This window comes from Clostridium puniceum (assembly GCF_002006345.1).
In the GTDB taxonomy this organism is placed as follows: Bacteria; Bacillota; Clostridia; order Clostridiales; family Clostridiaceae; genus Clostridium; species Clostridium puniceum.
On sequence record NZ_LZZM01000213.1, the window covers coordinates 1 to 12390 of the forward strand.

General features: G+C 29.1%; 14 protein-coding genes and 2 pseudogenes. All 16 read left to right on the plus strand.

The window, feature by feature from the left end; genetic code table 11:
• Positions 1-710 (plus strand): annotated as a pseudogene (locus CLPUN_RS22170) (Hsp70 family protein); the annotation flags it as partial.
• 92 nt (positions 711-802) lie between these two features.
• Positions 803-961 carry a hypothetical protein gene (locus CLPUN_RS27820; protein ID WP_158078825.1) on the plus strand — a complete coding sequence of 53 codons (159 nt, stop codon included), beginning with the start codon at positions 803-805 and terminating at the stop codon, positions 959-961.
• Complete coding sequence (locus CLPUN_RS29285; protein WP_278281676.1) at positions 948-1073, plus strand: hypothetical protein; 126 nt, start codon at positions 948-950, stop codon at positions 1071-1073. Before CLPUN_RS27820 ends, CLPUN_RS29285 begins: the two co-directional genes overlap by 14 nt.
• An 86-nt stretch (positions 1074-1159) precedes the next feature.
• Entirely contained in the window at positions 1160-1741 is a 582-nt protein-coding gene (locus CLPUN_RS22175; RefSeq protein ID WP_077849400.1) for a hypothetical protein, read from the plus strand.
• Between the two features lie 78 nt (positions 1742-1819).
• A complete protein-coding gene (locus CLPUN_RS22180) occupies positions 1820-3244 on the plus strand; it encodes a type VI secretion system Vgr family protein (protein WP_077849401.1) in 1425 nt (474 codons plus the stop codon).
• A gap of 29 nt (positions 3245-3273) precedes the next feature.
• Positions 3274-3870, plus strand: a complete 597-nt coding sequence (locus CLPUN_RS22185) for a hypothetical protein (RefSeq protein WP_077849402.1) — start codon at positions 3274-3276, stop codon at positions 3868-3870.
• Positions 3871-3902: 32 nt separating this feature from the next.
• Positions 3903-4430 carry an imm11 family protein gene (locus CLPUN_RS22190; RefSeq protein WP_077849403.1) on the plus strand — a complete coding sequence of 176 codons (528 nt, stop codon included), beginning with the start codon at positions 3903-3905 and terminating at the stop codon, positions 4428-4430.
• 24 nt (positions 4431-4454) lie between these two features.
• Entirely contained in the window at positions 4455-4796 is a 342-nt protein-coding gene (locus tag CLPUN_RS22195; protein WP_077849404.1) for a DUF4280 domain-containing protein, read from the plus strand.
• 44 nt (positions 4797-4840) lie between these two features.
• Positions 4841-6319, plus strand: a pseudogene (locus tag CLPUN_RS22200) (late control protein D).
• 1 nt (position 6320) lies between these two features.
• Complete coding sequence (locus CLPUN_RS28940; protein ID WP_242954228.1) at positions 6321-7463, plus strand: hypothetical protein; 1143 nt, start codon at positions 6321-6323, stop codon at positions 7461-7463.
• Entirely contained in the window at positions 7460-8005 is a 546-nt protein-coding gene (locus tag CLPUN_RS22215) for a hypothetical protein (protein WP_077849405.1), read from the plus strand. Before CLPUN_RS28940 ends, CLPUN_RS22215 begins: the two co-directional genes overlap by 4 nt.
• A 59-nt stretch (positions 8006-8064) precedes the next feature.
• Positions 8065-8379, plus strand: coding sequence for a hypothetical protein (locus CLPUN_RS22220; protein WP_077849406.1), 315 nt, complete (start codon positions 8065-8067; stop codon positions 8377-8379).
• Positions 8380-8439: 60 nt separating this feature from the next.
• Positions 8440-8754 carry a hypothetical protein gene (locus CLPUN_RS22225; RefSeq protein ID WP_077849407.1) on the plus strand — a complete coding sequence of 105 codons (315 nt, stop codon included), beginning with the start codon at positions 8440-8442 and terminating at the stop codon, positions 8752-8754.
• A 206-nt stretch (positions 8755-8960) separates the two neighbouring features.
• Positions 8961-9311 (plus strand): hypothetical protein, encoded by a 351-nt coding sequence (locus CLPUN_RS28230; RefSeq protein ID WP_198944390.1) that lies wholly within the window; start codon positions 8961-8963, stop codon positions 9309-9311.
• A 222-nt stretch (positions 9312-9533) separates the two neighbouring features.
• On the plus strand, positions 9534-12023 hold the full coding sequence (locus CLPUN_RS22230; RefSeq protein ID WP_242954229.1) for a DUF6531 domain-containing protein: 2490 nt from the start codon (positions 9534-9536) through the stop codon (positions 12021-12023).
• Between the two features lie 41 nt (positions 12024-12064).
• The gene (locus tag CLPUN_RS22235; RefSeq protein WP_077849408.1) at positions 12065-12334 is read left to right on the plus strand and encodes a hypothetical protein; all 270 of its coding nucleotides are present in this window, start codon (positions 12065-12067) and stop codon (positions 12332-12334) included.
• The last annotated feature ends 56 nt before the right edge of the window (positions 12335-12390 follow it).

Here is a 12390-nt window from a genome sequence, read left to right on the forward strand (position 1 = left end):
TAAAAGGCGATGTTTACAACATAATAAAGAAGTTCTTAGAAAAACTATATGAAAATGATGAATTATATGATTATTCTCTTATTAAATTAACAGGGCAATCCTGTAAGGTAGATATATTTAGAGATGCTCTAAAAGAATTTATACCAGGAAGAATAATTGAAATTAATAAAAGTAAAAAAGAAGCTAAAGAAGAATATGAATTAAAAATATCCTGCCTTAAGGGCGCATTAAAATACCTATATGATAGAAATTTTGGATATGCAGATATAAACATAGAAAGCCAAAAGCCAACCCTTCCATATTTATTAACAGTATATACTCACACAGGAGAACAAAAGGTGCTCATAAAAGGTAAGGAAGTAAATAAAGGCTTTATATCAAGATTTATGGATAGAATTCTTCTTAAATTATACTTAAAAGATAGTAATGATAATGTGAAATATGAATATGATTATGAATTTAATGAAGAAGAATTAGAAAAGATTGAAGCAAAGGTCATAGGACAAATGTTTTCAAATATCAATCAACATGAAACGGATAATATAGAAAATAATGAAATAAAATTCTTTGTATGGGAAGAAGAAGAGCTTTGGGGATTTTATGTACTAGCCATATTACGAAAAGATGAAGAGTTATATATAGGAAAAGAACAATTCTTCTATTTTGAAAATGATAAATGGGAACAAAATTTCTTTGATGGACTTAAGTAATTAAGTTCAAAGCAAAACGACCCAATAGAGTCCATGCATTTATTTCAGTCACTGCTAGGGTTAAGAGATTAAAGATTTAGGAGTTGAAGAACTTGTTTGAAAATAGATATCCACTTTTTAATAGTGGAAGGCTTTTGAAGATTGAAATGTTAGAGGAGCTTAGAAATTTTCCAAGAGAATTTCTTGATGTACAGCTTAAAGGTTATTCAGATGGAATAATTTATGGATGTGATATAAATGAAGGATTATAGTAATGAGGATTTATATTATTATCTTTTAGAGGTTTTAAATGCAATAAAAGGTGGAACTAGGGGAAATGGTCATAAAGGAAGCGGACGATATAAGAAAATACTTATAGATTAGTTAAGAATTAAGTATTAAAAATGGACAATTAAGGAAGAGAAGTTAGAAAGGTTTCTAATATTAAAAACATGAGGAGGAAGGGAAGTATGGAGAAAAGGGTCGATGAAAAGATTTTAGATTTTATTAATGAAGCAGAAAAGAAAGAAGCAAAAAGGGATATTTGTAGTGGATCAGCAAAAATTGGGGATAGATATTATGAATTTGAAGAAACAGAATTTTTTGAAGAAAAACTAAAAATATATATGCCAAAGGATTTCGAGGACATGCCATTAAAAGCTCGAAAATTTAAATATCAATCAGAAAGCAGGCCAGAAATAATAAAGAGTAATGAGCATGGAAGCATAGCTATAACTTTGAATATTATTGATAGTCCATTAGATGAAGAGCATGTAGAAGAATTAAAAAATGCAATGAAGGTTATCATAAAAAAAACTAATCCAGCTAATGTATTTCATGAAGATGGAATTTTAGAAGTCGATTGTAAGAATATAGGTTATTTTGAATTTAAGAGTTCAGCAATAGATGATTTCTTATATAATTTAATGTTTTTTCTTGAATTTGAAGGAAAGACATTAATGGGAACTTTCAGCTGTAAATATAATGATTGTGAAGAATGGAGAGATATTGCTTTTCAAATATTAAAGAGCATAAAAGTAGCCAAAGTATAGGAAGAATAAATTTTATTTAAATTTTCATTTTAAACAGTTATCGATTAAAAATATTATGGAGTATGGAGATGAGACTTAATGAGTGAAGAATATGTATATACCTATGGTGATATTTTAGTATCACCTTATAAATTTAGAAAAATAAAGAAATTAAAAATAACAAGAGAAGTAAATGAACATGGAAAACTTTATATAAGTGGGATTATAAGTGATAAACATTTAGATAAATATGTTGAGGTAGCAGATGGGGAAGAAACCATTAAGGTATCAATAAAAGACGAGGATGATAATATTACTGATTTATTTGAAGGAATTGTTACTAATATCAGCATTAGTGCAAGCAACGATATAAGAACTTTAGAAGTAGAAGCCTTAAGCAAAACCTTTTTAATGGATATAGAAAAAAAGAGTCGCAGCTTTCAAAATGAAAATTATAGCTATGATGATGTTTTTAATATAATAAACAGTGGATATAGCAGTATTCAAATGGTGGATAATATTACTTATGGAGCTAAAATAGATAAATTAATAGTTCAATACAAAGAAACTGATTGGGAGTTTATAAAGAGATTAGCATCACATTTTAATGGTGGTGTAATACCAGAGTGTCAATTAGCAGATATAAAGTATTCTTTAGGAGGATCAGGAGATAGTAAAGTTTATGATATAAATGAATTTAATTATTCAATAAAAAAAGGCTTACAAGAATACAATATAAAATCAGCTAATGAAGCTTATGATTTAATTGATGTAAATTTAATAAGTTATGAAATAACAACTCACAAAATAATGAGTTTATATAATAATGTCAGCTTTAAAGGAAGAAAGCTTTTTGTATATAAATGTGAAATAGAAATGATAGGTGGAGTGATTTCAAACAAGTATACCCTAAGAGATGAAAAAGGAATGAAGGTTAGGAAACTTTATAATAATAAATTAGTGGGTACTTCTCTTCAAGGAAGAATTTTAGATACTGAAAAAGATAAAGTTAAAATTTCATTAGAGATAGATGGAAGCCCAACAGAGCTTGATGGATCAAGATGGTTTGAATTTGCTACTATTTTCTCATCACCAGATGGTACAGGCTGGTACTGTATGCCTGAAATTGGAGATGTAATAAGATTATATATGCCAGATAATGAGGAAAAGAATTCTTATGTAATAAGTTCAATGCATTATCCATCAAGTGATCCTAACAAGCGTGTTGATCCAGCAGTGAAGAGCATAGGGACAAAATATGGAAAAGAAATTGTAATGAAGCCAGGGGAAGTAGATATAATAGCAAATGGAAATTTACTTATGAGGATGACAGATGAAGGCGGAATAGAAGTAAATAGTGATAAAAAGATAATATTAAATGCTGGAGATGATATTGAAATAAATGGTGGAGCTAGAGTATCAATTCAAGGTGATGCAGGAATAAGCTTAAATCAAGCAGGTGCGAATATGACTATAGAAGATGACGTAACGATGAGTGGCGGAAAGGTTCATATTCAAAATTAATAAAAATAGTTTATAGGTGTTGAGAAAATATGATAATACAAGTTGATAAAGAAAAATTATTAAAAGAGTTTGAAGAAAAATATGTAACCAATAGATGGACTGGTGAATTTGATGAAATTATAAAAAAATATAAAAGTGATAGAGATTCTATTGAAGAAAAGCTGATTTCCAAATTTGATTTAGTGTGTAAGGAAGCTATTTTACTTCAAGAAAAACAATCAAAAGGAAAAATTAAATATATTTATTTTTCACTACTTAGGGCAAGCATTCTTGAAAATAAAGGACAATGGAGAGTTGATTTATATGATCAAAACTGGTTTTTAGATAAAGAGGAATGTTCTATAAATATAAACTTGAATTTCATTTATGATTCACTTTTTAATCATATGGAAGAACTTTTAGAAAAGAAGAATGAATATGGACGAAATATAACTGCCATCGATATAGAAAATATAAAGCTTAAAGAAGCAAATAGATACCATATTTTAACCTTACAATTTTTAAAAAGTTTAATAGAAAAGTTCATCAAGATATCTTCTTATGAAGAAATGAAAAAAACAAAAGATATCACAATATTAGCAGGAGAGTATATGGATGAAGCGAGGATAATATATTCTACAAATTAAGCATATTAAAAGAAATTAAAAAAGGAGAAAAGATGGATTATTTTTTATTAAAGCAAGATGAAAGATATGGAAAGACTCCAAGACTTATTGATGTATTTAAGAATATTGATGTTAGAAATATAAATTTATTAAATGCTCATAAAATCGATGGAATGGTTATATTTAACATAAAATGTGATGAAGGAACTAAGTTTTTAGATATTTTAGATACTCAACTATTTCTTATTTCAGAAGGTATGAAAAAGATTATTGAGAAATATAACACAGAAATTATATTTAAAATTATTCCTCTTATAAACGTGGAGCACGAAAGACAAGAAAATTATTATCTTCCAATAATTGAAGAAGTAGATTGTTTAAGTGAAAATGCAGAATTAAATTTAAATAGAACTGTAGTTAAAAGAATAATATTATCTACGGAAAAAATTAAAGGAAAGAAAATATTTAAAATAAAAGAAAGTTCTAAAACTCTAATAGTAATAAGATTAGATGTTGCTGAAAGTTTACTTAGAAGAAACTTCCAAGGAATATGTTTAGAGAGATTAGAGCTTGAAGATTGATTAAGAAGAAATTATAAATAGGAGATGAAAGAATTGCCAGATGGTGTTTGTTATGTAGTTAGAGGAGCTAAAATGAAATGCAGCAAAGGAAGTAAATCAGTAAAAATAAATTTACCAGCAAGTCATGGTTCATATGTTAATGGAAAACCTATAATGGTAAAAACAGATAGAGCTGTTGGCGCTAATATCGGTTCTTTTGGAGTTTGCAAGTGCACTATGAAACCCTGTAGTGCAGCTATATTAAGTGACTGGATGATGGTTCAAGAAAATACAATAATTGATGGAAAGCCTGCCTTAACAACAAAATCAGTCCTTGTATGTGCAAAAGGTGGGCAAATTAAGTTTGTTAGTGATGGTCAAGATTAAGATTAAGTTGTAAAAAAAGAACTGAGGGAGAAGGGAGTAAATAGATGGGAGAAATTCATGCACTAAGGGTAAAATCACCTTATAAGTTAATGAGGATTGTAGATATAAAAATTGAAAATAAACCTAATGAACATGGATATTTATACTTAAAATGTTTAATAGATGATTCAATTAATTTTAAATCTACTATAAATGCTTCAACAGATGATAAAATATGTGTTTATGAAGAACTAGATGATGAAGGTTCTATAAATATAAATAAAGTTAATGAAAGAAATAGTAAAATATTGTTTAATGGAATAGTACAAAATGTTAGGACAACCAATGTAAATGAAATATATTATTTAGAAATACAAGCTCTAACATCAAGTTTTGAATTAGATATAAAAGAAAAAAGCAGATCATTTCAAAATGTAAATATGATATATGATGAACTTATAGCTCAAATATTAAAAGATTATCCAGATTTTACGTTTACTCAAAGTGTAGGAAAAGGACAAAAAATAAATAAGCCATTATTTCAATATAAAGAAACTGATTGGAATTTTATAAAGAGAGCCGTTAGTGAACTTAAAGCAGAATTATATTGTGATATAATAAATTTGAATAATATGTTTTATTTTGGGATACCACAAGAACATAATTATACATTATAAGATGATTTGGATTATAAGGTATTAAAAAATTTAAAAAAATTTCATGAAGCAGGTGGGGATGATGCAGGGTATCATGATACTGATTATTTTTACTATGAAATAGAAAGAAGATATATTCTTGAAATTGGTTCGAAAATTAACTATAAACAAAAAAATTTATATGTTAGAGAATATGAAGGTTATTCAGATAAGCAGCAAATATTCTATAAATATAAGTTATGTAGAAAAAATGGATTGTGGCAAGATATAATTTACAATAAGCTTTTAAGAGGAGCTACTCTTGAAGGTAAGGTGCTTTCAGTAAAAGAAGAATTAGTAAAGCTTCATTTAGATATAGATGAAAATCAAAATGAAGAGGAAGCTTTTTGGTTTCCATTCTTACCACCATCAGTAAATATAATGTATTCAATGCCATTGATTGGGACAAGTGTAAGGCTTTATTTTCCAAATGAAAGCAGTGAAAAACCAATAATAATAGGTTGCGCTAGAAAAAATGGAGAAGATTGTGAAAAGACAGCTGAACCATCAAAAAGATACTATGAAACAGAACATGGTAGTGAAATAGGAATGATTCCAGATGCATTAACAATTAAGGGTGGAAGCACCGAACCATTAAGCATAAGTTTTGAAGATAACGTAGGAGTTACCTTTACAAGTCCTAAAAAACTAAGTCTAAATGCAGGCGGAGAAATAGAAATAAACACATCACGATATGTAAGGATAAATGGTGCAAGCCAAATCTCAATGACAAAGGGAAGTACATCAAATGGAGTTTCAATAGAAGGTGAATTCCATATTAAAGCTAATAATGTAATAAAAAATGGAAGCTGTAGAGAAGTTTTTGCTCCTTATAAAGGAGGAGTATAAAATGGAATTTAATATTGGAAATTTAGTAAGTAGTGCTATAGGTGCAGTAGTAAAAGTAGCAACAGCAGTAATTGATTTCTTTTCACCAGCGGCAGAAGCAGGCGGAGGTCTTGCTGGAATGGCAGTTGGATTAGCAGAAGCTGTTATGGGAGCTGTGCCAGGAACCGCAGATGTTAATGGAGATGGGGAGATTGATGCTGATGAGGCAGAGGTAATAATAAAAGATGTGTTAAAGGTAATGTTGGGTGGGTTTATAGGAGCATTTGGTTGTAGATCATCAGAATCAGATAATCAAAGTGATGAAGAAGACTCACCTGGTCCTGGAGATAACATAGTGATTTCAGGAAATTATGTATCTGAAAATGGCAAATATGTTAAGAGAAGTTTTATAGAAACTGCTATAAAGAGGATAAAGGATTTTAAAAGTCAAGGAAAAGAAGATATAACATGGATAATTGCAGATTCAGGATATGATTGGAAGGAAAAAATGGACATGCAGAACTTTGCATCAGAAAATGGTGTTAAAATAATGTTTATAGATGATAAAGAGCAACTAGCAGATTATATAAATCAAGGGAAAAATGAACATGGAGAAACTATTGAAGAGAGAGATTTAAATAAAATATCAAGTGTCACCGTTTTTGGTCATGGATCCTATTTGGCATATAATAACGAGTTTAAATTAGCATTAGGATATGAAGATGAAGAAAAACCAGCATTAAATATTAGTAGTCAGGATTTGAAAAATATGAAGATAGATAAAAATGTATTTTCATCAGATTCCAGAACATGGTTTGAATCATGTAATACCGGTACAATTACAGAAAAGTCAGAAGACAATAAGAGTTTTGCACAAGAATGGGCTGATGAAACAGGTTCAAAAACTATAGCACTTTCTGATGGGAGAACTAATTATGAATTTATTAATGATCATGTAGATGATAGGGAGGATACAATTTGGAAATGGCAAGATAGATATCGTAGGTGGTGTAGAGGAGAAGATTTTACTTTAAATGGAAGTGAAAATTATCCAGTTAGAAGTACAGATAAGGGAAGTGAAAATTCTCAATGGAAAGTATATGAAAAAGATAAACAACCAATAGATATAGATCAATCAAAAATAAAAGAGGAATTAGGAGAATGAGAAAAATAGTAAAAATACCTTTAATTATAGTGTTAATATTGATTTCGGCAGTAATAATAGATAGATTGACTATTATTATAAAAGTTCAACATGTAACAAAAGATGTTCAGACGGTTGAAGGAACGAAAGAACCCATAGATAGTAATACTAGTGAAATATACTGCGAATATATGAGTGGGGACAATGAGTATGGCGATTGGGTGGTAATAGGTAAAGATGGTGTTTTATTTAAATCAGATAATAAGAAATGGGAGGAAATTATTGTTGTAGGAAATGTACCTAAAAAAATGAATCATCGTGTATTGGGAAGTATATTTGTATTTCAAGGAAAATATTTAGGTATAAAAAAAGAGAAAGTGGATAAGTATTTGAATGGTTATAATTATGATTGTAAAACATTTAAAGCAGAAAATTGGCATATTAAGTATCCAATAAAAAGAATTTCATCAGAAAAAGGTTATCCTAAAGATGGATTCTGTTTAGCAGATATAATGGATGCAGAAAGAATGCCTGTTCGTGAAGTAGTAGAAGATCATAATTAAGTTTAGTAGTAAATCTAATATGTAAATTCAAAATATAGTGATTTAAAACATAAATATTTTTGATATCTAGAATTAATTTTAGATCAGAAGGTGCAGACAATTATCCTAAAAAATTTGTTGATCCCAAAAAAGCAGCTGCTTATGAAGATATACACTGGGTAAGAATACATGAAGATGGAAATATCGAAAATATAGATATCGGGGGCCAAGAAATGAAAAAGATAATTAAAGTAATAGTGAGGATATTAATTTCTATTGCTATAATAATTTTAATGCCAATAATTATTTTGGAAATTCAGGTAAATTATGTTAAAATGCAAATAGATACTACTAATGGACCAATGCAGAAGTTAGTAAAAAATGAAGTTACATAAATTTATGTTAGTAATTACCCAGAAGATCCAGATTGGATTGTATATGGAAAAGATGGTGTAATGTTTAAGGGGGGAAACAAAGCAGAGCATATATTTATTGTGGGTAATTTTCCTAATAAAATAAACTATGATTTAATTAATACTAATAGATTTATACTTAATGGTAAATATATAGGCAAAAAAAAGCCTAAAGGCGTTATAGCTGGATGTTTTTATGTGGAAAGTTGGGGTGTATTGGGAAAACTTGAAAGAGAACAAGGTTGTTTTGAGAGTTTTTCTAAATCAAGTTTAACAGTGGCAGATAAGATATTTGAAGATCCAATTTTGGTATACAATTTGAATGAATTTGAGGATGTAGAAGATTATGAAAATTGAAAGTAAATCAGTTGGAGGCAGTGGTAATTTATAAAACCACAAAAAACAAAGTGACAGAATGAACTTGTAATAATATTAATGACAAAAGTAAATACAACAAATGGCGTTTCAATAGAAGGTGAGTTCCATATTAAAGGGAATAATGTGATAAAAAATGGAAACTGTAGAGAAGTTTATGCTCCGTATAAATAAGGGGGAGAAGAAAAATGGACTTTAATTTTGGGAATTTAGTAAGTAGTGCTATTGGAGCCGTAGTAAAAGTGGCAACAGCAGTAATTGATTTCTTTTCACCAGCGGCAGAAGCAGGCGGAGGTCTTGCTAGAATGGCAGCTGGATTAGCAGAAGCTGTTATGGGAGCTGTACCAGGAACCGCAGATGCTAATGGGGATGGGGAGATTGATGCTGATGAAGCGGAGGAAATATTTAACGATGTGTTAAAGGCAATGTTGGGAGGTTTTATATTAGCGGTTGGTTCAAGTTCATCAAATTCAAAAGGTAATAATGAATGTCAAAATTCTAGTAGTGATAAATCTATTGGTGCAATGGTTGGTAAATAATGGAATTCAATAAAAGAAATAGGGAGTGATTTTTATACCGGACTTGATAATAGAGGAAAGAAAGCATTTGATTCACCATATGACTTTTTTAATTGGGCAACAATAGGTATTCCTGACGCTGTCAAGTCAACTTGGGAAGCAAATGGAGAAAAAGGAACTAAGGCCTTTAATTCTGGTTCAGCATATGATTATTTTAATTGGCTTAGTATGGGTGGCGGAGACATGGTAGAAGGAACATTTAATCCTGAAGATCCGTTATCAAAAGAACATTGGATAAATAGTTTTGGACTAGTATCAACAATTTTTGGTGCGAGAGAAATGAAACCTAGTATGGAGAAATCATTAGGTAAAGATATTTCTAAGAAAGAATTCAGTATGGATCCAGTAGATGTAGTAACAGGAAGCTTATATATTCCAGCAACAGATATGGTATTACCTGATATTCATGAAGAATTTAAGATTGAAAGAAAATATGAATCAATAAATAACAGAGTAGGACTCCTTGGACTAGGATGGACAAATAATTTTGAAACTTATCTTAATATAGTTGATCAAAAAGTAAATGTACTTTGTAGTGATGGCCATATTGAAACTTTTTATCAAATTGATAATGAATGGGTAAATGACAAAGGTGGAGCAAGGATCTATTCTTTAAGTAGAGAAAAAGATTTTTGGACATTTAAATCTTTCAAAGATAAGAAGATTTATAGATATGATAATCTAGGCAAGCTTATTAATATAACTGATAATCATAATAATAAACTTTCATTAACTTATATTGGAGAGAATATAGAAACTCTTACAACATTCTCAAATTATAAACTTTTCTTTAATTATAAGGATGGAAAAGTAATTGAAATAAGAGATGAGCTAGATAGAACAGTCCAATATAAATATGATGGAGATTATTTAACAGATGTTATTCATGTAGATCGTGGTATAACAAAATATACTTATGATCAAAAAGGATACATAAGCAGTATAACAGACCAAAATGGAAATACCTATACTAAGAATATCTTTGATAAAAAAGGAAGAGTTATAAAACAAGAGTATCCCAATGGTGATATTGCAGAAGCAAGCTATGATGAGGGGGAAAAAGAAAACACTTTTTATTATCATGGAAGCCAAAGAACAGAGAAATATAAATACAATAACGATGGATTAATAACGCATGTATTTTACGAAGATGGAAGTATAAAAGAATATAAATATGATGATTATCAAAATAAGATTTATATAAAAGACAGAAATGGATTTGAAACTCATAAGGTATATAATGAATTTGGAAGTTTACTTAATGAAACTTTACCAAATGGTTTAAGTACGAAATACACTTATGGTGAAAATGAAAATTTAATGAAACAAACAGATAACGAAGGAAAAGAGATTATTTACACTTATGATAGTGAAGGCAATTTAACAGAAGAGAAAACAAAAATTTCAGTTGGAGAATGGAAAACTGAAAGTTATACATATGATAGCAGCGGAAGAATTTTAAGTAAAACTGATGATAATGGAAATACTTCAAAGTATGAATATGATTTAGGGAATTTTTTAGAAGGAAAACAAGGAAAAGATCCAATAAGAGTAATTACAAATAGTGGATATGAGTATGAATATGGTTATGATGAAGTAGGAAGAAATACTGAGATAAAGACAGCTTATGGGACTATAGAATTTGCATACAACCATTTAAATTATACAGCAAGTATTAAAGATGGTAATGGAAATGTAACAATAAAAAATTATGATAAAATGGGTAATCTAATAAGTCTTTATACTCCAAATAACTGCATTAAAGGAAGCATGTCAGGGGAGGGCTATCAATATAAATACGACCATGTAGATAGGATGATAAGTATAAAAAATCCACTTGGAGTTATAGAAAAAAACATAAGAGATACTGAAGGAAACATAATAAAAGAAATAAATCCTAACTACTATAATGATGATAGTAAAGATGGATTAGGCGTAGAATATGTTTACGATAAAGATAGTAGAAAGATAAAAACTATTTATCCAGATGGAGGAATAGAAAGGATATTCTATGATTCAAATGGAAATGTTGTAAGACATATAAGCCCAGAATACTATAACAAAGAAACTGATGATGGACTTGGCTATAGCTATACTTATGACCAAATGAATAGATTAAGTTCTATAATAAATGAAGAAGGAATTATAGAAAAAACCTTTGAGTATGACCTTCATGGAAATATTATAAAAGAAATAGATAATGAGGGAAATGCAACTTTATTAGAATATGACTTACTTGGAAATCTAATTGAAAAGAGAGTTCCAGCTGAAAGAGATGAAAGCAAAGCAGAGATTAAATATAATTTAACTTGCTACGCTTATGATAGAAATAGTAATAAAATCTCAGAAAAACATGGGACAACATTAGTAAATGAAGATGAAGTTTGCAATTGCTATAATGAAATCTACTTTGAATATGATGAAGAAAATAGGCTTATTGAAGTTAAAGACAAATATGGAGCAAAAACAAGGTACAAATATGATTTGGAAGAGTTTGTTCGAAGTAATCGGCAAGGTGGTCCGTTGCATAATTATGATTTTGCTGAAGGACCAATGTTACTTAACAGGCCGAGGAATTTTCTCAATGGTGAACCACCAATTAGTGGAGGTCATCAAATATCTTTCCATAATGAGGAGACCGCAGAAATGTTAATGAAATATCTTGAGAAATAAAAAAATAGCAATCAAAATATATTGAAAGGAGATATGTAAAGTTGAGTAAATTTGAATTTGTTACAGATGATGAATCAGAAGAATTTTGCACTGAAATTGCAGAAAAGATGGTTGAACTTTTTATAATTTTTAAAGATGAAGCAATTGGGCGGATTAATAGGTGTTGGAAGGGACTAGAGATTATTGGAGATGATTTAATATATCATGAAGATGAAGAATATTGGGCTAAGACCATATATTATGGGAAAAGATCCTTTTGGTGGTTAAAAGAAGGAAGCGAGGATTTAAAGCCAATACCATATGACAACTAGTTTAAGAATTAAAGGAAAACTTACTATATAAAAATAATAATAACTACTGAGTTACA

Coding starts and splice junctions, on each gene's coding strand:
- CLPUN_RS22215 (WP_077849405.1), top strand. CDS start 7,460: ATGAGAAAAATAGTAAAAATACCTTTAATTATAGTGTTAATATTGATT.
- CLPUN_RS28230 (WP_198944390.1), top strand. CDS start 8,961: ATGGACTTTAATTTTGGGAATTTAGTAAGTAGTGCTATTGGAGCCGTA.
- CLPUN_RS28940 (WP_242954228.1), top strand. CDS start 6,321: ATGGAATTTAATATTGGAAATTTAGTAAGTAGTGCTATAGGTGCAGTA.
- CLPUN_RS22175 (WP_077849400.1), top strand. CDS start 1,160: ATGGAGAAAAGGGTCGATGAAAAGATTTTAGATTTTATTAATGAAGCA.
- CLPUN_RS22225 (WP_077849407.1), top strand. CDS start 8,440: ATGTTTAAGGGGGGAAACAAAGCAGAGCATATATTTATTGTGGGTAAT.
- CLPUN_RS22195 (WP_077849404.1), top strand. CDS start 4,455: ATGAAAGAATTGCCAGATGGTGTTTGTTATGTAGTTAGAGGAGCTAAA.
- CLPUN_RS29285 (WP_278281676.1), top strand. CDS start 948: ATGAAGGATTATAGTAATGAGGATTTATATTATTATCTTTTAGAGGTT.
- CLPUN_RS22180 (WP_077849401.1), top strand. CDS start 1,820: ATGAGTGAAGAATATGTATATACCTATGGTGATATTTTAGTATCACCT.
- CLPUN_RS22190 (WP_077849403.1), top strand. CDS start 3,903: ATGGATTATTTTTTATTAAAGCAAGATGAAAGATATGGAAAGACTCCA.
- CLPUN_RS22185 (WP_077849402.1), top strand. CDS start 3,274: ATGATAATACAAGTTGATAAAGAAAAATTATTAAAAGAGTTTGAAGAA.
- CLPUN_RS22230 (WP_242954229.1), top strand. CDS start 9,534: ATGGTAGAAGGAACATTTAATCCTGAAGATCCGTTATCAAAAGAACAT.